A 21,349-nucleotide genomic window follows, 5' to 3' on the forward strand; every position below is an offset into this window, starting at 1 on the left:
GGGCCATCGGCATCTCCCGCAGTTGGTCAGCGCACTCGCCCGCGCCCTGAACATCAAGCAGCAGTCCAAGCGGCTGGAAGAGGCCGCGTGATCACACGATGGAGCCGTGGAGAATTCCAACTAAGAATGGGCTTGCTTCCGGCAACCTCCGCCGCAAGATAAGGTGCTGGAAACAGCCCTGAACACTCCGTTCCTGAAGCCAGCACACGGGACCTAGTACTTGACCTGCTTGTTCCAGTACATGATCGCAGGCTGTAGCCCGGCACCCGCCTTGATTCCGCTGATGAGACGTCCTGCCTCCTCAAGACGGTCCTTGGCGAACGTCCCTAGAGTCCGGTGAGCGCGGTGTCGGATCGGATTCCACTTCTCATGAACCCTGGTCGTTCGCAGCTCTTCGAGACCCTCCCTGAGCTTGACGTTTGGGAGAGCTGCAAGCTTCTGCTTGGGGAACTTGCCTCCGACCATCGAATCGAGACGCGCAAGGAACACGCGTACCTCGGCACTCGAATGAAACGGCGCCTCTAGAAAGGCGTAGATCGCCGCAAGCCGAAGCCTCTTGAATGGGTATCTTGCTATCGCAGTGTCGAGTTCTCGGATTAGCTCGTTAGCGACCTGGGGGTCTGTGATCTCACCGCGAGCCCATGGCTCCAACACGAGCACGGCTTGCATTGCACATGGCAAGAAGTGCTCCACCGCTTGCGCAGCGCCCGTGATCGCGTCCGCATGCTGCTTCTCTCGGAGCTTGACCGCCGCCTGCTCGAGTATCTTGTCGTAGCTTTCATTCACCCAGTCCCCGCTGATCCAAAAGGCCTGGCCGCAGTGCTCGCAGGGCACCGACCTTCCGCAGATGGGCTGGATGGTCTTCAGGTCGTCCAGTCGATTGTAGACATTCCGCCCGCCGCAATTCTCACAGTTGGCTTCGACGGTCTCATGAGTGGCTCTGGTGATCTTCACTCCCCGGCCCTTTCCATAGATAGACCGCTGGACGCGCTCAACTAGCCATTGGACCACTCCCCATAGCTCCACTTGCCATCCTCGCATCGCGCGCCACTGGCCCTGCCCCGCTTTCGCAGACGACTTGCCCATGCTATCTACGTCGCCCAGGCCTTCTCGAATGCCGCCGGACTAACCGACCGATCACCGATGCCTCGACGTTCATGTCACCTCAGCGGAACCCACCGTGCGGTAGTCCATTCCCATTCGCTGGCTAGTGCTCACCCGGTCCCTCGCCCCGTCCCCTCCCCACCGCCGGAGCATCCGGCCAGACTCTGAACGACGTGCTGAACTTCTGCGGGCCCCTTTCTAGCAGATTCCGCCTCGGAGAACTCCCGAGCCGGTCAACAACCTCTATGACTCGCCCGCGGCTACAATCCTAGCCGGGATGGGCACAATGCTCGAATATGCGCGCCGCCAAAATGGCTTCGGATGCTCGGCAAATGTCCTGCCGACTGTGCCTATCATCTGCTCGTGTTCTCGCATCCACACGTCATCGCCTCTAAGTTGAGGAAACACGCTAGGAGCCAGAAACAGAAATCCCCACATGAAGTACATGGTCATGTTGAGAGTCCCAGTAAAACGAGCCTCGTCGAATTCACGCCCGAGCGCAATGCCCTCCGCACGTCTCCTGTAGAGCCTCTCAAGGTCACCGACGACATCAACTATGTGCGAGTGCGAGTGAGCCGATAGAAGGCGGTAGACGCTGCGGTACAGGTTCAGGCCGGCCTCCCGATCGGCCGCTTGCATGTTTAGGCCTGGGCTCATCCCATGTGACAATTCGCCGGGTCGTTCAGCAATCAGGATCACACGAACGAGCGACTCGTACGTCGTGCGAAGGACCGCGTAGCATTCCGTGTAGGCAGACTTGAAAGCGAGATCAGCCGCGGAGAATGCCGCAGAGAGGCCGCGCACGTAGAACAGGAGAATGACCTTCCGAAACTGCGGGTAAGCGCCCCACGGCTTGCCATCGAACCACGCCATCGTCTTCCAGTAGAAGCCGAATAGGTCTTCGAATGCGAGCGAGAGCCTCCCATATTCTCCGTCGACTCGCAGCATCATTGCGCTTGCAGCTTCGAAGTACTGCAAGTAGATCTCCGAGTGTTCCTCGTTCTTGTCTCCAAGAGTCACATCGCCTCCCACGAACACTCCAGCAACCAACGTCACGGGTGTCGCCGGTCTCAAGCTCGGCGACCACGAGCATCAGCAGGCGGCGCCACGCGGATCTCAGGCGACCAAGGAGCCCTCTGATCAACTCACGGACCTCAGTTGAACCGCTCCGGGTTCTCCGGAGAGCTCTTTGCGTGAAGACCGCCAGTTCGGCTGTGGGCGCCTGACGATCGTAGAAAGACCCGACCCCACATTTCAGGACTTCAGCACGGGTTGGCGTCATCCGCGCCAGGCTCGCAGAACGGAAGCTCCATCCGCTGCGTTGGCTACTGGCGAGCAAGAATATCGTCCACCGAGCGCGCCACAATGTACTGCGCTGGGGTCTCGCGCACCTCCAGGGCCTTGAAATGCGCTTTGCCACACGTGATCTTCGCCCCTTCTTTGCCCCGCAGATCCTCGAAGAAGAGAGTGCTCTTCGTCTCAACCACCAAGTACAGCCGTACCTCATCGTCCTTCTGGACGAGCACCGCCCAGTCGGGGTTGTAGGGGCCCAGAGGGGTGGGAACAGTGAACCACCCCGGCAGCTTGGCGTAGACTTTGATCGCCTCGTTCTTCTCGAGGCCATCGGCGAACTCCGCTTCCGTGCCCGAGTCGTAGACCACCTGCTCGTAAACGGACTTGCGGACGTCCGTGAGCATGTTCCTGAGGTAGCCAGTCAGCTCCTCCTGCTCAAAGAGCTCCTGGGCATAGTAATACTCCTCGCCGAGGCGCTGGTACTTGATGCCGTCCACAATGGCAAGGCGCTTGCGGCGGCAAATGGCCTCGGCGGCCAGTTCGATGAAGGCCTGCGGATTGCGCTTGAAGTCGTCGAGCCGACCACTGCCCGTCAGCACGCGGTGAATCGTGCGGCGAGTAAGCTGCGTGCGGTCCTGGAGCTGGGTTAGCAGGTCCGGCAGCTCGATGTCGGTTTCGTCGAGCAACACGGTCTGTGCTCCCTCTCGCTCGGCCGCCTCCACCCCAGCCTTGCCTATCGCTAGGTCAGCCTTGCGCCACTGAAGACGCGTTTTCGGAATTGGGGGCGCATCGCGCATCGCGCTAACGCAACTCTCGATGAGCTTCTCGTTGTCGAAATCCACCCGATATGTGGTTTTGTGCTTGATTCGATCCCAGAGCGCTTTGAACTCAGGGCTGTGGAGGATCACCTGACGTGGGCGCACCTGCCGGCGCTCGTCAGCGTTCTTGATCTCAAGGCGGCCAGCGAGCTTGCGGAGTATCTGGTTGATTTGGAATGCCTGGGCTTCTAGCGCCCCCGGGAGCTTCACTTCGTCGCTCTTGAGGGCACTCCGCAGGGCGTCCTGCACCCTACCCCTCGCATCAATGTAACCCTGTGCCTTCAGGTGATCCCATAGCTCCTTCGACGGCTCGACGCCTAGCGGCGACGTGCTGCCATCTTCGGCCGTCACCGTGACGATGGCAAACTGATGCGGCTCGACGATGCCGAATCGAATGCCGGTCTCCTCCTCGATCTCCTTCTGCAGGTTTTCAGCGAACTGTTCGTAGCTCTCCGTCGCCACCACCGTGAGGGTGTTGACCTCGAACCCACGCAGCCGCTGGCCTTCCTGGTTGACGCACAATCGCAGCCCGCGGCCGATGGTCTGGCGCCGTTCGCGCTCTGTCCGCACGTTTCGCAGGGAACAGATCTGGAAGACGTTGGGGCTATCCCAGCCTTCCCTTAGCGCCGAGTGGGAAAAGATGAACTTGAGAGGCGTCTCGAAGGACAGAAGTTTCTCCTTGTCCTTCATGATCAGGTTGTATGCCTGCTCCGCAGCCTCGCGCCCAGCCTGGTTTCCTTCCTCTGTGTCAACGACTCGCTTCGACCTCTTGTCCACCGAGAAGTACCCGTCGTGGACCTCCTCGGCGGCGCGGCTCAGGTCTACCTCCGCAAAGAGCGTCCGGTAATCTGGGTGGTTCGCCAGCCGCCGATACTCCTCCTCGAAAAGCCGGGCGTACTCACCCTTCACGGGGTTGCCGTCGCCGTCGTATTGCCGGTAGCGGGCCACCTCGTCGATGAAGAAGAGCGACAGCACCTTAATGCCCTGCGGCCGCAGCCGCTTCTCCTTGTCGAGGTGCTCCTTGATCGTCCGTCGGATCATTTCGCGCTGCACGGCGAGCGGGTCTACGTCGCCCCAAGCCTGCCCGGGGCGCAAGAATTGCTCCCCACCAGGCACACGCAGTTCCATGAACTCGTCGCCCTTGGCGACGCGGATCTCCCCGACTCGGCAGTCCGCATAGACCGCGCGCTTGGTCGTCTGCTCCAGGTCGTCGCCATCCTGCACCGTGACCTGGCGCCGCTGCGCGCCCGTGGCGGTCTGAACGTCCAGCTCGACCATGGCGCCTATACTGCCGCGCCGGTTGCTCACCGAGATCAGGCGCACATAGGAACGATTGTGGGCATCTTCCACGGTCGCCGCCGCGACCTCGATTTGCTTTACGAGACGGCGCTCGTAAGCGTCCACTGCGTCGAGTCGGTAGACCATGTGATGCTTGTCCACGTGGGTGGCCGAGTAGCGCAGCGTGCAGAGTGGATTCATGGCGTCGAGTGCCTGCTTGCCGGCGCCAGAGAGTCCCCCGTCCACACTCTGCGGCTCATCCACGATGACGATCGGCCGGGTGGCCTTGATCAGCTCAATCGGCTTCTCGCCGCCGGTCTTCTCGCTGTCCTTGTAGAGGTTGTTGACGTCCTTCTTGTTGATGGCGCCAACCGTTACCACCATGACCTGGATCTGAGCGCTGGTAGCGAAGTTGCGGACCTGCCCGAGCTTGGCCGAGTCGTAGAGGAAGTAGTCGTAGGGCACGCCGGCATATAGGCCCTTGAAGTGGTCCTCAGTGATCTGGAGCGACTTGTAGACGCCTTCCTTAATCGCGATCGAGGGGACCACGATAACGAACTTGGTGAATCCGAAGCGCCGGTTGAGCTCGAAGATCGTCCGCAGGTACACATAGGTCTTGCCGGTACCGGTCTCCATCTCGACGGTGAAGTCACCGGAGACGAGCGCCTCGGCAGGGGCTAGCCCGTTTCGGACCTGGATGTCCTTCAGGCTCTCCAACAGCTCGTCATCAAGCAGGGTCAGGCGGTTGCCGATGCCGAGGTCGTTCTGAGCGAAGCCCAGTCGCGTTTGGGCATCTGCCGGATCACGGGTAACGGTGAACTCAGTGCGGCATACTTCCTGTCCGCGGAATAGCTCGCAAACCGCCTCGATAGCCTGGTGCTGGTAGTCAAGGTTGGGTTCGAAGTGAAGTTTCATTGCGCGGCCTCCCTCACAGGCTACGCACGTTTGCGATGCCGTGCTGCTCGAGGATTGCAGCTAGATTCGTCTTGGCGACGTCGTCGGCAAAGGCGCTGTCGCGGAAGACGCAGGTCGTGTCCCCGGCCGGCGCCAGTGCCCGGTGCCAGTCAACGATGCCTTGCGCCAGCGCTTCGACGTCGCCGCGCTCGATCCGTTCGTCAAGGCAGGCGATCAGAACGCCGGCCCCTACGGCATGCACATCCTTCCCGGCGACCACGCGCCTTTCGATCGGCACGCAGAGGTCGAGGCCGAGCTTGAGGAGAACCTCGTAGAGCACGTCCGCCTCAGTGCGGCCGAGCTTCAGGTGCTCCACGGAGTCCAGCAGCGTCTTGTCGAGATCGTCTCGGTCCGGCCCCCACGCACGGATGTTGCTGGAGTCAAGCGTGAAGACGCGGAAGCCCAGGTCGCCCGCGAACATTGGGTTCTCGTCTTTAACCTTCCTTGCCGCGCGCCGGAGACGCTCTTTCGTCAACTCAGCGATGTTTCTGGGCTTCCCCAGCTTGTCGCAGAATTCGGCGGCAACTTTCTGTTCCTTGATGCCCGGGTCCAGTGGTTCGGGCAGTTGGACCAAAATGTAGCGACGCGCCCCGCCGTCAGCGGCGTTTCGGCTCATCACCGCATGCCCAGTCGTTCCGGCGCCTGCGAAGAAGTCCATCACGATGTCTGACGACCTGGACGCAATCGTCACGATTCGTTCGATCAGAAACGGAGACTTTGGGAAGTCGAGCACGGGGCTGCCCAGAAGCTCCTTCAGCGACTTCCGCCCGTAGTCGTTGTTGAATTCCTTGTCTAGCCACAACGACTTCGCGAGTGTCTCCGCCACTTCGCCGTTGGCATCAATCAAGTAGTCTTTACGGAATACGCGCCACGTACCGTCCTCTGCTCTTTCGGCGAAGAGAAGTTCGTTGTCAGCGTCAACCTTCTCGCGACCCCATGTCCAACATGTTTCCACGCCGTCTCGGGTAACCGGAAGAACCTCCTCTCTGAAAGCCGCATCCTTCGTGAGGGCAACTCGGCCGTTATCGGGATTCACGTACAGAGGGAAGAACAAGTTCGGACGTGTCAGCGGGTTGAACGCCTGATTCCGGTTGCGTAGCCCCAGCGCTCGGTACTTTCCCCGCTCGTCCTCCCTGTCGTACTCCTCAACCATGGCCTCGCCCTTCGTCATGCCTTCGATGCTTCCATCGACGTCTGGAGTCTTGACGAACACCGCCAGATAGTCATGAGTCTTGGCGATGAACTTGTCCAGATGCCTCCCACGAGGATTGACGAGGACTGGCAAGATGCCTACGAACGCCTCCTCTCCTAGGATTTCGCAGCCCACCTTCTTGAGGTTGTCAATCTCCGCGTCGTCGATGCTGACAAAGATGGCACCATCGTCGCGGAGCAGACTCCGTGCGACCCTCAGCCGTGGGTACATCATGTTCAGCCAGTTCGTATGAAACCGCCCGCTCGACTCAGTGTTGGTACTGCTCTTCGCGCCACCCTCCACTTGCCCTGTCAGCTCCAAGTAGTTCTTGATGCTGTCCTGAAAGTTGTCCGGGTACACGAAGTCCTTGCCTGTGTTATATGGTGGGTCGATGTAGATGAGTTTAACCTTCCCCGCGTAGCTCTTCTGGAGGAGCTTCAGCACCTCAAGGTTGTCGCCCTCGATTATCAGGTTCCGCGTTGTATCCCAGTCCACGCTGTCTGCCGGGCAGGGACGCAGGGTGCCGGTAGAGGGGGTCAGGGCGAGCTGGCGGGCGCGGCGCTTGCCATGCCAGTTGAGGCCGTATTTCTCTTCCGCATCCGTGACGGTCTGGTCGCCCACAAGTTGCTTGAGCACGTCCAGATTCACGGCCGCTCCGTCCGGCCCCTCGGTGACGAGTTCCGGGAACAGCGCCCGGAGCGCTGCGAGGTTCTCGGCGGCGAAGTCGGGCGATTTGGTCTCAGGGTCGGCGGCGGTGAGTTTCTGCATGTTGTCCTCGTTCTTCACAGGTTAGCACGAGCGGCAGCCTGGGCCACTTCCACGCGCTTGAGTTCCAAGTTCAGTTCTACTCGACGCGCTATCTGCTCTTCCTTCGCGGCAGAGGCACGGAGGCGGGCTATCTCTCCCTCCAGCCGCGCGCATTCTCGCAGGGCAACACGCCGGACGGCAGCCCATTCAGCGTTATCAGCAACCGCGAAGGTCCCAGTCACGCGAGCCGCATGGAGCGCAAGCAGGGTGTCGATCCAGCCCTGATACAGCGCGTACAGTGAAGCCCTCGGCTGCCGGCCGAGCGCGAGCGCATCGCGGAACGCAGGCCAGAGTCCCGCATCGCGGCCATCGTCCCACTCAGCAGCGACGACCTCGTCCTCCAAGACTGTCCTACCCGCCTCGCCTTGCGACCAGCGCTCGTGCGCGGCCGAGAGGCTGATCTGCCCTTCGTGCTCCGTCAGCAACAGCACGGGGTACGGGATCGCCCGGTGCACTAGTTCCACAAGCCGCGCCGCCCTGGCCCTCCCTCGCAGTGTGAGCCGCAGCACGGCGATCTCCAAGTACTCCCGCTCCACATCGCGATACTCTGGCACGCCGACCGTCGTGGGTTTGAGCGCGTACAGCCAGCGCAGCTCCTCAATACCCTCGTTGATCTGGCGCCTGTCCGCGGAGGTCGGGGCGCCGTTTTCGACCAACAGCGTCTTTGGAATTCGTTGGTCAACTCGGCTTGCCGGCGGCAGGTCGAGCGCGGCAATAAGTGAGTCGCCATTCATGCCCTGGCCTCGGGCAGCACAACCAGATAGGCCAGCACTTCGAATTCATTGCTTCCCGCAAACTCCCCCTGCATGGCGTGCGTGCCCCCGGGGGTGAAGAGGCTGGCCACGGCCCGCTCCTGGCTCCTACCGATTACAGAGGACACCGCGGCAGCGAGTAGCCGCTGGGCGGCGCTCATATCCTCGCCCTGTTTGGTGGCCCTATCGAGGCGGGCGCAGGCAGCACTGTCGGGCAGGTCACGCCCCAGGCAAAGGCGCTTGAGCCGGTCCAAGATCAGTTTGGCCTGTGTGTGGGGTAGCTTCACCACACCGTCTTCCCCTACGTGCACGAGGTAGTGGGCGCCGAGCGGGTAGCCGGCCTCGGGGATGCGCTTGGCGGCGGCACCTTCGGCCCGCAGGCAGAAGATGATCCCTGGCGGAATCTCTACCTCGCTGCTCATCGTCACGGCGGACGTCCCAAGCGGCAGGTCCTCTAGGACCCCCGGGTGAGCCGAGAAGTACTGCGCGAGGTCGATACGGAAGTCGGTGAGCGTCAGGTCGGCAATGGATACGCCGGTCGAGAGGTCCTCCAAGTCAATTACCGCGTCCTGGAGCCTGAGCAGCTGCTTCCGGCGGTACTCCAGATCGTTCATAGGGTCGCCCGAGTCCTGCTCGATCAGGTTCTCCTCACCGGTGGCTGAAATGTCGAGCAGTACCATCCTACCGCTCACGCGCTGCTCGAGGTTGATGTACTCCTCCAACTCCATGTTCGGCCAGAAGTTAACGAGTTGGATGCGCGTGTTGGGTGAGCCAATGCGGTCGATGCGCCCAAAGCGCTGGATGATGCGCACTGGGTTCCAGTGGATGTCGTAGTTGATGAGCCAGTCGCAGTCCTGCAGATTCTGGCCTTCGGAAATGCAATCCGTAGCGATGAGAAGGTCAAGCTCGCCTTCACCGGCGAAGTCCTCCGGGCGCTCTTTGGAGCGAGGCGAGAAGGCGGTGAGAATAGACGCCAGGTCCTTGCGCAGCCCGGCCAAGGTGGTCTGGTTCCCGCCCGAGCCCGTGACTAACGCGCTCTTGACTCCGAGCGTAGACTTTGCCCACGGCGCAAGCTCGCCATAGAGATAACGGGCGGTATCGGCAAACGCCGTGAAAACAATGATCTTGCGGTTGCCTTGGTTGATCGGGCTGTGGCACTTCTCCTGGATCATCGCTCGCAAGGCGGCGAGTTTTGCGTCTCTCGCCGCGCTCACTTGGGCCGCGGCAGCATGTAGCGTCGCCAAACGGTTGCGGTCTTCGATCAGGTCCTGCTTCCAGCGGATCAGGTCCACGTCCTTGAGTAGCACCTTCACCTTGCGGCCCACGAGCAGGCTCTCGAAGGCGGGGTCGTCGAGATCCACATCCTCGATCTCGAGCTCCTCCAACTCCTCAGAGTGGGCTTCGATGCGGGCGAGCGTAGCCTCCACGTCGCGCAGCTGCCGCTGGACGGTCAACGCGAACGACGGCACCGCGCTCTCCATGCGCTTCAGTACATTCACACGAAGCAGGTGGATCAGGCTCTCTTCGCGGTCGGCCTGCCGGAAGAAGCCCGTACCACCCTTGATCTCAGTGCTGTACTTCCTGTCATACGCCGCCTGCTTGTGCGGCAGCACGTAGCGCAGCGGGGCGTAGGACGCGAGGTTCAACCGGCGGATCTCCTGGTTGATCTCCCGGATCGAGGGGAATTCGCCAGAGAGGTCAACGTCGGCCTTGATGTTGATTGGCTTCAATCGGTCCGGGAACCGGCCGGTCTCGGCGATGCCGTAGTACTTCTCGATGTGCTTGCGGGAACGGGCGATGGTGAGTAGATCAAGGAGGGTGAAGTAGTCGAAGCCCAACATCTCGATTAGGCGCGAGGGGGTCCGCTCTTCTTCAATCAGATCCAGCCAGCGGTTGAACTGCTTCTGGGCCAGACGCGTGGTGCTGTCGATGCTGCCGATGCCCTGATCCAGCAGCGCGGCATCGTCGCCCTCGGTCGCAAAGGCGATCTGATTTCGAAGGTCGGCCAGACGGTTGTTGACCGGTGTGGCCGAGAGCATCAGCACGCGAGTCCTGACCCCCTCCCTGATAATCTGGCGCATTAGCCGGTCGTAGCGCGTCTCGCTCCCTACGCGCGGAGTCTTCTTGTTGCGGAAGTTGTGCGACTCGTCAATCACGACGAGGTCGTAGTTGCCCCAGTTGACGTTGGCAAGGTCGATGTCGCCAGACATTCCGCCGTTTCGTGACAGATCTGTGTGGTTCAGTACATCGTAGTTAAGCCGGTCGGGGGCCAGAAAGTTGCGCCGGTCGTTGGCCTTGTATAGCGTCCAATTGTCGCGCAGGCGCTTAGGGCAGAGCACGAGAACACGATCGTTGCGCAGCTCGTGGTACTTGATGATCGCCAGCGCCTCAAATGTCTTTCCAAGGCCGACGCTGTCGGCAATGATGCAACCACCGAAGCGGTTCAGCTTGTCGATCGCGCCGACCACGCCGTCGCGTTGGAACTTGAAGAGCTTTTTCCAGACGATCGTATTGCGTATCCCGGTCGCCGACTTGACGATTCTCTCTTCGTCGAGATCATCGCCGCGCTCGAGGAAGAGGTGGTAAAGCATGAGGGTGTAGACGCGGAATGGGTCGCGATGGCCACCGATTGATTGCAAGGCATCGATAAAGGCGGTCTTGGCACCAGGGTCGTCGACAAGACCAGACCACTGGGCATCGAACCACTGGCTGAGCAGGCGGGCCTCCTCGGGTGTTTCGGACGCCTGGATCAGGCTCAGCGGATTTCCCGGCGTAAGCCCGAGACCATCTGTGCTGAAAGCCAGCGAGCCGAGGAGAGCGTGAAGGGGCAGGGAATCGCCATCGCGGACGACAAAGGCCCCCTGAGGCACGGGTCCGGCGGCGTGGCGTATTTCAACCTTGCGCTCAAGCCAGCGAATCAAGCACTTCGCGAGCCAGCGAGTCTGGAGCTGATTGCGTGCCGCACGGTCGGCGTCCGTTCCCAAGAACGCGAGCGCTGCATTGTCTGGTGGCAACAGCAAGCGGCATCGCCCAAGTGCCTCAACTTCGCGGAGCAGCCCAGCGAAGGCAAACAAGGACAAGACTGGCGTCACGACATCGAGCTGGTTCCCGAGTCCAAGCGTCGTGCGGATCAGGTCGATGACGCGATCCGTGCCTGTGTTTCGGATAAGCTTCACGCGACCCACCTGGGCTCATATCGAACGACGTGAAAGCCCTCCAGGCTCATGCGTGGATATGTCCCGCGGCCGGTTAGGCATGCCCGCTCGACCGACGGTCTTCTGCCCCCTCCAGCCACTGGTTCCCATCCTCCCCTTCGCAGAAGCGCCACTTGCTCCCTATCGTGGAGCCGGGGATTGTGCCGCTGATCGCCGTCTAGTGGATCGGGTCCCTGGGGAGGTGAGGTAGCAGGCAGCCTCCTGTCAGGTCTGTCGGTCTCGCTACGGATGGCGGTGCCCTCCCTCTCCACGGGTCACAAACGTCACCAAGTCTTGCCGAGGGATGCAGCAGTGTCAAGCAAGGCGGGATGGACCTCGCGGCCTCAGATAAGATGCTCGGCCTATGATGACCAAAGGCGCACAACCCTTACAGCTGCGGGTACTTCTTTCGAATCCACTCGGTAGCCCTCCGTATTGCTTCCTTATCACTCTCCGTCTTAGGGCGTCGGCGTCTCGCTGCTTCGCGACGCTTCTCGGATACCGCCATCAATCGAATGTAGTCCTTCCACGCCGGGCCGTCTCTACCCTCGCGAACTATCCGCAGTATTCTAGGTCCAAGAACGCGGACCTCATCGTCGAGATCGTCTGTGAGTCTCTCCAGTACGCCAAATCGCACTCTCAGCCCCATGAACTTCAACCGATGACCAACTCTTGGCTGGCCCGTGCGCGGATCGAAGCCAACATATGCGCTCTGCAGCCGAATCTCGTGCCCTCGTTTGAGCGCCCGCCGAAGCCTGCGAAGCTCCTCAACCCGCTTCGAGCGTGCGATTCTCCTTCCTCGCTCGTCTGTCCCGTACCGCATCATGTGCGCAACAGCCTGGTTGACTCCCAGCGACGCTTGTTTGATCGCCCAATGGGCCTTTCCCGGGTGGTCTCGCTCGTCACGAAACGAAAGCGTCAAATCTTGCAGGCCAAAGGAAGATTTGTCCCACAGCATCGCCGCTTTGCCGACCTCCTCCAAAGAAGCCTGCCACAGGATCGGAACGTACCTCCATCTGCGCGCCTCAAACAGGAATTCGGCATCCGCCTTCAGCCCTCTTGCGTTGCGAATACAGAGCCGGATGGCACGCCTCACTTGGTCTCGTGAGAGCCGGATGGAACCCTTCATCTCAACTCCTCCACCGCGCCCAACCGGCCTACTGCAACGCGTATGCAGCATCACACACGAGCCGCTCCAACCGCTTGATCTGAACCTCTCGCACCGCCACCGCCGCGTCGATCCCGGCCCACTGCCGAATGAGCGCCCAAGCTGGACGGGGGTCGCTCAGCGCCTTCAACATCCCCAGTTCCTACAGCTCCCTCCTTGCCGCCAACCATCGGAGGATGTCGCTGCGCAGGTATCGAATTAGCCCGCCCACGCGAATGAAGGGCAGCCCTCGCGTCACACGGAACCGCTGGACGGTCTTTTCGGGCTCCTCTCAGAATTCCGTGAGCTCATAGCACGATTTTCGCCCATGGGTTGTCTGGCAGCGAGCAGCGCTGGAAGATCTTGAGCTTGAAGTACTCGGCGTCGCGGTAGCCGCGGGCCTGGAAGCGCAGCGCCGCGATCTTTGCTGGCTGCCAGCGATCACCGCATCGAGGTGCTGGGCGAGTCGCAGGGCGACCTTCTCGAACTCGCCCAGGCCGCTGCCGAGGGCGGCCACGATCCACTCATGCAGGCGGCCGCGGAGCACGCCGAAGTACGTCCAGGGATGGCGCAGGATGCCGCGCAACTGCTCCTTGAGCAGGTACGCCTGGTAGAGCGGCTGGTTGAGCTCCATGAGCTCCTTGAGCAGCAGCTTGTCCTTGTGCTCGAGGCTCTCCCGGGCCGAAAGGAGCAGCCACTTCTTCACCTTGAGCGTGCGCCCGAGTTCCTCGCGGGGCGCTCCCGAGAACAGCCGCCGCCGCAGCCGGGTCAGGGCCTCGTTCACCCACTGGACGATGTGGAAGCGGTCGAGGATGTGCACCGCCCGCGGCAGGCGGCTGGCGACGATCGACTGGTAGCCGAGGTCGCTCACCACGCCTTGGATCCGCCGGCGACCCTTGGCTCCCAAGGCGCGCAGGAACGGCAAGAGCCCCCGGCGCCCCTTGCCGTCGCCGATCCAGACCACCCGCCCGCTCTTCAGGTCCGTCACGATGGTGAAGTACACCCGGCCTCCGGTGCGCGAGACTTCGTCCACCCCGATCCAGCGCAGATCCGCCAGGGCTCCCGTGCGATCCCCCAGCGCCAGCTCGATGGCTCGACCGTCCACCCGTGCCACCGTCGCCCACGAGTGCTTGGCCATCTGCGCCACCGCCTCGACCGGCAGCCGCGTGCACAGGGCCGCGATCCGCTCGAAGAAGCGCCGCGTCATGCGAAAGCCCGGCATCGCAAAGGGCAACCGCTCAACCCGGGTCCCGCCGCAGCAGGCCAGGCGCATCGGCCGAACCTCCAGGTACGTCTCCAGATCCCCGATCGAGCAGTCCCGCAGCCGGATCGGCGCTGCCTCCGTGAACAAGCCCGCTGCGTGCCGCCGCCCGCACTCCGGGCACTCATGCTCTCCCGAGCGCCGCACAACCCGCACCACCTTCACCGGCCCCCGAACCGGATGCCGGGAACGCTCCACCGAGACCACGCCAAACCCTTGCAAGCCAAGGTACGTCGCGACACAATCGCCCTGCTCCTGGTTCATCCCTCTGACCTCCCTCTCTTGGTAGGAGAAGAAAGGTCATGGATGAACCAGGGCACCTCAACACGTCAAGTCAGGCCGCGGCTCCCACGGAAAGTCGAGAGGAGCCCATCATTGACCGGGGCGCTGGCGGAGGCCCGGCACAGGGATCCGATCAGCAGGCTGTCGGTCGTGTCCGACACGGCGCCCCAATCCGTCAGCCGACGGCGGATCGAGAACTGGTGCGGCGTGACATAGCACGCGTGCGTCCGGCTGACAGCGATCATCGCTTCGCACAGGCTATGGGTGGCGTCGGCAGGGGGGCCCGCGTATCCCGGAGATAGGGCATACCGAAGTTGTTCCGCGAAGGCTGGAACCGGGGTGCCCACGAAGATCAATGCCGCAACGAGCACCATCAGAGGGAGTAGCTGCGTGAGTGCATGCGTGCGTCCGGGAGCGTGCATGGATGCCTCCAATGCGGGGTCGTAGTGGCAGGCGGGATGGATGCAGGGGAGTCAGGCAGATCCGCCGGTTTCACACAGAGAGCCAGAGGGCTGCAGGGTCTTGGCGGCGGCGAGGAAAGCTGGGTTGGTAGGCACATCGAGGGCGATTGCGAGGTGTGGAGGTGATCGATGGCCGTCGCGGAGCGGAGTATTCACTGCAAGACAGTATTAATGCAATGGTACACAAGTATCACGCGCGGGCTACAACGAAGTGGAAGGCGTCGTGGGCCCGGGTGGGGCACCCAGGGCACGGGCTGGGTGCGCGAGGCCCGATCTTGTGGTATTCTTGGGTGCGGGCCTGTTTGATTGCGTCTGCGTCCTTGGGGGTATCGCAATGCTCCGCAGTCCGCCGTGCAGGAGACTGATCCTCTGGGTTGCGCTGGCGTCGATTGCATGGACCGCGCCCTGCTTGGCTGCGTGGTCCAGCGATCCACGGCAAAGCACCATAGTCTGCGGGGACAGCCTGTCCAGGCCTTCGGAGCCTTGCATGGTTGGTGATGGGGCTGGCGGGGCGTACTTCGCGTGGTTCGACGGGCGGCACCAGTCCACGGCTGGAACCCCCGAAACAGTTTACCTCCAATACTTCACGTCGAAGGGAGAGATTGGCCCCGGCTGGCCGGTGAACGGCAAGCCCGTGAGCCCCATTGGCACCGATGCCTCCATGGCGGCCGGGATGGCCCTCGCACCAGATGGTCAGGGAGGCGTCCTGATCGCCTGGACCGACAGCCGTTACCAGCCCTTCGGCAATGTCATCGTCCAGCACATCCGCCCTGACGGCTCGCACCCCGTCGGATGGCCGGACTCGGGAGTCGTGGCCTCCTGTGGCAGCGTGGGGCAGGACAACCCCGTTCTGATCTCAGATGGGGTCGGTGGGCTCCTCGTGGCCTGGCAGGATGAGCGGTGGTCCTTCTCCTCGGACATCTACGCCCAGCACATCCGCGCCGACGGCTCGGTCGCACCCGGCTGGCTCGCAGATGGGAATCCCATCGGCCAGGCGGTCAACTACCAGGTGGCGCCCGAGATGGTGAGCGATGGCGCGGGCGGTGCGATCATCGCCTGGTCCGACAACCGCAACACCACCTGGCACGGCACCAATTACGACATCTACGCCCAGCGGGTGACTGCCGAGGGGCTAGGCCTGTGGACGAACGGCGGTGTGCCCGTGTGCAAGGCACCGGGCAAGCAGCAGGCCGTCCAGTTGTGCTCCTCGGGGGATGGCGGGGCCATCGCGGCCTGGATCGACGGGCGCACGACCTCCGGCTACAATTCGGCGTTGTACGGGCAGCACCTCCTGCCGGATGGGTCCATGTCGCCGCTGGTCCCGACGGACGGACGGGCGCTCTGCTCCACGCCCACGACCAGACCGCCCTTCTCCCTGGCCGCAGACGGGGCGGGAGGCTCGTACGTCTCCTGGTTCATCTATGCCGGCACCTACACCCAGGCGGCCCTGCAGCACGTTTCGGGCAATCTTCAGCCCGCTCCTGGCTGGGCTTCTGCCGGGATGCTCATTTCCTCCGTGGGCTACGTCCCGGCACTGGCGGTGGACGGCTCGGGTGGAGTCGTCCCGGTGACCGAACCTGACTGGTGGTACCGTCCCGACATTCGGGCCTATCACTTCGCGGCAGACGCCACACCGGACGTGCTCTATCCGCCGGGTGGACTAGTGATAGCCCAGGACTTCGCCGCCAGCTCTCCCCCTCTCGTGGATCGCTCCGGATCCAACACTTGGATCTGCGGGTGGGTGGGCGCACAGTGGCCATGGGGCCCGGATACCCCTGACTTCCTCTACGCCCAGGCGTTCCCCTACCCCCTGGTCACCGCGACCACCTTTGGCGCACTCACCGTCGTGCAGGCCGGGGGCCTGGGCGTGCGGGTGACCTGGGACGCCTATCCCGAGGGCTCGGGTCGCTTCCAGCTCTTCCGTGCCGAGCATTCCCTCGGGCCGTTTCTGCCGATCGGAGCCGAGATCGACATCGCGGGAGGCGAGCACCATTTCAGCCAGGACGACCCCACGGCGCTTCCCGGACATACCTACTACTACCGCGTGGGATTACGCCAGGGTATGAGCTGGACCTACTCCTCGACCTTCAAGTGGGCCGGCGGAGAGCAGGCCGGCTTCGTGGTGCTCAGCGGCAATCCCTCGCGCGCGCCGATGCGATTCGCCCTGAGCCAGGCCGAGCCCTCGCCCTACCGCCTGAATGTGTACTCGGTCGACGGCAAGCTCGTTCGCCGGCTTTCGAGCGACGGCCCAGTGCTGGCTGCCCGCATCGAATGGGACGGTGTGGGTCCGCAGGGCTCGGCCGTGCCGTCCGGGGTCTATTTCCTCCGTCTCGAGACACGCTCCCTGACCACGACCCGACGTATCGTGTTGCTTCGGTAAGCTGCTCGGGGCCCGGCGAGGGACTCCGCGCCGGACTCCACATGGACCGCTGTGCGCTGCCCCCACACGTGGCCCCCGTGCCGAGTCTTTCGCGTGCGCAGCGGGGGGCGTACTATGGGCGGGTTCCATGGCCCGAAGCCGGAGAACCCATGCCCTTCACCGCCCCGCCCCCTGACAGTTCCTGGCGCGACCGCGTGGACCGCGACGCGATCACCCGCGAGCTTGCCACGCTCGTGGGGGAGCGCTGGGTGCTGCACCATCCCGCCGACCTCCTGGTCTACGACGCCGACGCGCTGGTGGTGGAGAAGGCCCGCCCCGACTGGGTGGTGCTGCCCGCCGACACGGTGCAGGTGGCCGACGTGGTGAAGCTCTGCGACCGCGAGGGAATCCCGTTCGTGCCGCGCGGCGCAGGCACCGGGCTCACCGGCGGCTGCGTGCCGGAGTGCGGCGGCGTGGTGCTCTCGCTGGCGCGCATGGACCGGGTGCTGGACGTGGACGCCGTCCACCGCACCGCGGTGGTGCAGCCGGGCGTGGTGAACCTGGGGCTTTCGAAGACCACCGCGCCGGAGCGCCTGCTGTACGCGCCCGATCCCGCCAGCCAGCAGACCTGCACCGTGGGCGGCAACGTCGCCACCAACGCCGGCGGTCCGCACTGTCTCAAGTACGGCGTGACCACCAACCACGTCCTGGGCGTGGTGCTGGTGCGCCCCGACGGCTCGATCCTCAAGCTGGGCGGCCGCGTGGCGGACGCCCCCGGCTACGACCTGGCCGGCCTCGTGGTGGGCTCCGAAGGCACGTTCGGGGTGGTCACCGAGATCGTGGTCCGCCTCCTGCCGGTGCCCGAGACGGTGCGCACCTTCCTGGCCATCTTCGACGACATCGACGACGCCAGCCGCTGCGTCAGCGCCATCATCGCCGCCGGGATCCTGCCCGCGGCGCTGGAGATGATGGACCGGCTCACCATCCATGCCATCGAGCCGTTCGCGCGTGTGGGCCTGCCGCTGGACGCCGGCGCCGCGCTGCTGGTGGAGCTGGACGGACCGCGCGCCGGCATGCCCGCCCTCAAGGAGCGCGCCCTGGAGATCGCGCGCGCCCACGGACCGCGCGAGATCCGCGAGGCGCGCACCGAGGAGGAGCGCGCCCAGCTGTGGAAGGCGCGCAAGTCCGCGTTCGGCGCGTTCGGCCGGATCAGCAGCGGCATGCACGTGATGGACGGCGTGGTCCCGCGCAGCCGCATCCTGGAGGCGCTGCGCCGCATTGCCGGGATCAGCGCCCGCCTGGGGGTGCGCTGCGCCAACGTGTTCCACGCGGGCGACGGCAACCTGCACCCTAACATCCTCTTCGACGCGGAGGATCCCGCGGAGACGGCCCGCGCCATCGAGGCCTCGCACGAGATTCTCAAGATGTGCATCGAGCTGGGCGGGACCATCAGCGGCGAGCACGGCATCGGCCACGAGAAGCGCGACCTCATGCCGCTGCTGTTCACCGACGAGGACCTGGAACTGATGGACCGCGTGCGGCGCATCTTCAACCCGCGCAACCTGTGCAACCCCGGCAAGGTGTTCCCCTCCGGGAAGGGCTGCGGAGAAGTGAAGAGGCTGGCCGCGGTGGAGGGCGCGTGGATCTGACGCGCGCCGCGCGGGGGCCGCACTCTGGCGGGCGCATGGATCGGTCGCGCCCCGCGTGCGAACTGCGCGGCGGCCGGCCGTGACCTCCCCCATCACTCCCGGCCTGGCCGGCGACCTGGGCCGCCTGCTGGGCGAGGCCGACGTCCTGTTCGGCGAGGCCGCCTCGGCCTACGCCGTGGACGGCATGCGCCCCACGCTGGCGGTGCGGCCCGGAACGGTCGAGGAGCTCTCCGCGGCCCTTCGGGCACTGCACCAGGCCGGCGCAGCGGTGGTGGTGCGCGGCGCGGGCACCTTCGCGGAGGTCGGCCTGCCGCCGCGGCGCTACGACGCCGTGCTGCTCACGGACCGCCTGGCGGGCATCACCCGCTACGACCCCGACGATCTGACCGCCAGCGTGAGGGCCGGAACCCGTTTCCAGGACCTGCAGGCCCGGCTGCTCCCGCACCGCCAGTGGCTGGCGCTGGATCCACCGGGATTCGGGCGCGCCACGCTGGGCGGCGTGCTGGCCACCGCGCGGGCCGGCCCCCGGCGGATCTCCTGCGGGGCGCCGCGCGACAAGGTGCTGGGCATGACCGCGGTGCTGGCCGACGGCACCGTCCACCACGCCGGCGGCCGCGTGGTGAAGAACGTGGCGGGCTACGACCTCCACCGGCTCTACACCGGCTCGTACGGGACGCTGGCCGTGATCGCCGAGGCGCACGTGCGCCTGTCGGCGGTGCCCGCCGCGCACCGCACCCTGATCCACCGGGCGCAGACCGCGGACGAGGCCGGGGCGCTGATCGAGAAGCTGCTCGGGGCGCGCCTGGAACTGGGCGCGCTGGCCCTGCTGGACGGCGAGTGCACCCGCGCCGCCGACGCCCGCGGCGGCAGCTTGCCGTGGCGCGTGTCCACCGACGAGCGCGCGTGGACGGTGGCGGCGCTGGTGGAGGGCGAGCCGGACATGGTGGAGGCGCACCTGGAGACGGCCGCGGAGCTGGCCGGCGCGGCGAAGCCCACGGTGTTGGAGGGCGGCTACTCGGAGACATTCTGGGCCGCGGTCTCGGAGCTGGGCGCGCCGGAAGGCTCCTCCCCCGCGCCGGACGGGCGGGGGCGCTTCCGCGCGATGATCTCGGTGCTGCCCTCCGACGTGACCCGGCTGTGCGCGAGGTGGAAGGGCGGGGCACTGGGCGCGGGGCTCTCGGTGCACGTGCACGCCCACGCGGGAGCCGGGCACATCCACGTGCGCGCGGTGGGCAACTCGCATGACGCCCTGGCCCACGCCTGGGACCGGGTGCGCGCGGACCTGGAAGGCCACGAGGCCGCCGCGCAGCTGGTGGACGCGCCGCTGCCGGTGAAGGTGCGCGGTCCCCTGTGGCACGGGCCCGCCGCGCCCGCGGAGCTGATGCGCACGTTCAAGACCACGTTCGATCCCCGCGGGGTGCTGGCTCCCGGCCGGATGCCGTTCGACACATGAGTACCCCCACCGGCTGGTTCGACGCCGACGGCGCGCCCGACGGCGCGAAGCTGCGCGGGTGTGTCCACTGCGGGCTGTGCCTGCAGGCCTGCCCCACGTACCGCGAATTGAAGCTGGAGGCCGACTCGCCGCGCGGGCGGCTGTACCTGATGCGCGCGCTGCACGAGGGGCGCGTGGAGCCCGCACCCGAGGTCCGCGCGCACCTGGACCTGTGCCTGGTGTGCCGCGCGTGCGAGACCGCCTGCCCCTCCGGCGTCCCCTTCGGCGAGTTGATGGAGGCCACCCGCGCGCAGGTGGAGCGCCGGGTGCCGCGCCGCGGCCCGGGGCGCTGGGCGCTCGATTTCGCCCTGCGGCGGATCCTGCCCAGCGGGTTCGGCATGGGCGCCCTCACCGCCACCCTGCGCCTGTACCAGGGCACCGGGCTGCGCGCCCTGGTGCGCGGGTCGGGCCTCTCGCGCGCCCTCCCGCCGGGACTGCGCGCCGCGGAGGCGTTGCTGCCCGACGTGCCCGGTGGCACGCGGCGCCTGGCGCGGCGCACCCCGGCGGCCACCGACCCGCCTCGCGCGCGGGTGGCCTTCCTGGTGACCTGCGTGAACCGGCCGCTGTTCCCGGGCGTGAACCGCGCCACGCTGGCGCTGCTGGCGCGCGCCGGCGCGGAGGTGGTGATCCCGAAGCGGCACACCTGCTGCGGCGCGCTGCATGCGCACGCGGGGCGCCGCGCCGACGCGCTGGCGCTGGCGCGCCGCAACATCGAGGCGTTCGAGGCCGCCGGGGACACCGACTTCGTGGTCACCAGCGCCGCCGGGTGCGGGGCGGCACTGCGTGAATACGGACACTGGCTGGAGCACGACCCCGCGTGGGCCGAACGGGCGCGGCACTTCGCCGGCAAGGCGCGCGATACGCTGGAGGTGCTGGCGGAGCTGGGGCTGCCGGAGCCGTCCAGCCCCACGGGCGAGGTCGTGGCCGTGCACGACCCCTGCCACCTGGCCCATGCGCAGAAGGTGCGCTCCGCCCCGCGCACGCTGCTGCGCGACGCCGGCTACGTGGTGCGCGACCTGGACGACAGCGACTTCTGCTGCGGCAGCGCCGGGATCTACAACCTGGCGCAGCCGGCCATGGCACTGCGGCAGCTGGAACGCAAGGTGGACACCATCCGCCGCGCCGGCGCCGCCTGCGTGGCGGTGGCCAATCCCGGGTGCCTGCTGTTCATGCAGCAGGGCGCGCGGCAGGCGAAGCTGGCGGTGAAGATGATCCATCCGCTGGAGCTGCTGGCGAAGGCGCACGGCCTGACGGTGTAGGCGGGCGGCGCGTGGCGGACGGTGTAGGCGGACGGTGCGGGCAACAC

General features: G+C 65.1%; 13 protein-coding genes. 4 read left to right on the forward strand and 9 right to left on the reverse strand.

Features of this window, described 5'->3' with window-relative positions:
- Nucleotides 1-213: 213 nt before the first annotated feature.
- The 9 genes from HZB25_10460 to HZB25_10500 all read right to left on the reverse strand — a co-directional run bounded on the left by HZB25_10460 (nt 214) and on the right by HZB25_10500 (nt 14,064).
- Nucleotides 214-954 carry a hypothetical protein gene (locus HZB25_10460; GenBank protein ID MBI5837656.1) on the reverse strand — a complete coding sequence of 247 codons (741 nt, stop codon included), beginning with the start codon at nt 952-954 and terminating at the stop codon, nt 214-216.
- Nucleotides 955-1,347: 393 nt separating this feature from the next.
- A complete protein-coding gene (locus tag HZB25_10465; protein MBI5837657.1) occupies nt 1,348-2,136 on the reverse strand; it encodes a hypothetical protein in 789 nt (262 codons plus the stop codon).
- Between the two features lie 293 nt (nt 2,137-2,429).
- Nucleotides 2,430-5,408: a DEAD/DEAH box helicase family protein gene (locus tag HZB25_10470; GenBank protein MBI5837658.1), complete on the reverse strand. Its 2,979-nt coding sequence runs from the start codon at nt 5,406-5,408 to the stop codon at nt 2,430-2,432.
- A gap of 13 nt (nt 5,409-5,421) precedes the next feature.
- Nucleotides 5,422-7,407, reverse strand: coding sequence for a site-specific DNA-methyltransferase (locus HZB25_10475; GenBank protein MBI5837659.1), 1,986 nt, complete (start codon nt 7,405-7,407; stop codon nt 5,422-5,424).
- 14 nt (nt 7,408-7,421) lie between these two features.
- On the reverse strand, nt 7,422-8,180 hold the full coding sequence (locus HZB25_10480; GenBank protein ID MBI5837660.1) for a DUF4391 domain-containing protein: 759 nt from the start codon (nt 8,178-8,180) through the stop codon (nt 7,422-7,424).
- Complete coding sequence (locus HZB25_10485) at nt 8,177-11,374, reverse strand: helicase (GenBank protein ID MBI5837661.1); 3,198 nt, start codon at nt 11,372-11,374, stop codon at nt 8,177-8,179. The genes HZB25_10480 and HZB25_10485 overlap by 4 nt, the downstream gene beginning before the upstream one ends.
- A gap of 406 nt (nt 11,375-11,780) precedes the next feature.
- Complete coding sequence (locus HZB25_10490) at nt 11,781-12,521, reverse strand: AbiV family abortive infection protein (protein MBI5837662.1); 741 nt, start codon at nt 12,519-12,521, stop codon at nt 11,781-11,783.
- Nucleotides 12,522-12,702: 181 nt separating this feature from the next.
- Complete coding sequence (locus tag HZB25_10495; protein MBI5837663.1) at nt 12,703-12,798, reverse strand: hypothetical protein; 96 nt, start codon at nt 12,796-12,798, stop codon at nt 12,703-12,705.
- Between the two features lie 33 nt (nt 12,799-12,831).
- Nucleotides 12,832-14,064: an ISL3 family transposase gene (locus HZB25_10500; GenBank protein ID MBI5837664.1), complete on the reverse strand. Its 1,233-nt coding sequence runs from the start codon at nt 14,062-14,064 to the stop codon at nt 12,832-12,834.
- A 966-nt stretch (nt 14,065-15,030) separates the two neighbouring features.
- On the opposite strand from HZB25_10500, the gene HZB25_10505 reads away from it, so the two are divergent.
- The 4 genes from HZB25_10505 to HZB25_10520 all read left to right on the forward strand — a co-directional run bounded on the left by HZB25_10505 (nt 15,031) and on the right by HZB25_10520 (nt 21,302).
- Nucleotides 15,031-16,923: a T9SS type A sorting domain-containing protein gene (locus HZB25_10505; GenBank protein ID MBI5837665.1), complete on the forward strand. Its 1,893-nt coding sequence runs from the start codon at nt 15,031-15,033 to the stop codon at nt 16,921-16,923.
- A 149-nt stretch (nt 16,924-17,072) separates the two neighbouring features.
- A complete protein-coding gene (locus tag HZB25_10510; protein MBI5837666.1) occupies nt 17,073-18,551 on the forward strand; it encodes an FAD-binding protein in 1,479 nt (492 codons plus the stop codon).
- A gap of 79 nt (nt 18,552-18,630) precedes the next feature.
- A complete protein-coding gene (locus HZB25_10515) occupies nt 18,631-20,004 on the forward strand; it encodes an FAD-binding oxidoreductase (protein ID MBI5837667.1) in 1,374 nt (457 codons plus the stop codon).
- The gene (locus tag HZB25_10520; GenBank protein MBI5837668.1) at nt 20,001-21,302 is read left to right on the forward strand and encodes a 4Fe-4S dicluster domain-containing protein; all 1,302 of its coding nucleotides are present in this window, start codon (nt 20,001-20,003) and stop codon (nt 21,300-21,302) included. Before HZB25_10515 ends, HZB25_10520 begins: the two co-directional genes overlap by 4 nt.
- Nucleotides 21,303-21,349 lie beyond the last annotated feature (47 nt).

The organism is Candidatus Eisenbacteria bacterium (genome assembly GCA_016235265.1).
Classification (GTDB): domain Bacteria; phylum Eisenbacteria; class RBG-16-71-46; order RBG-16-71-46; family JACRLI01; genus JACRLI01.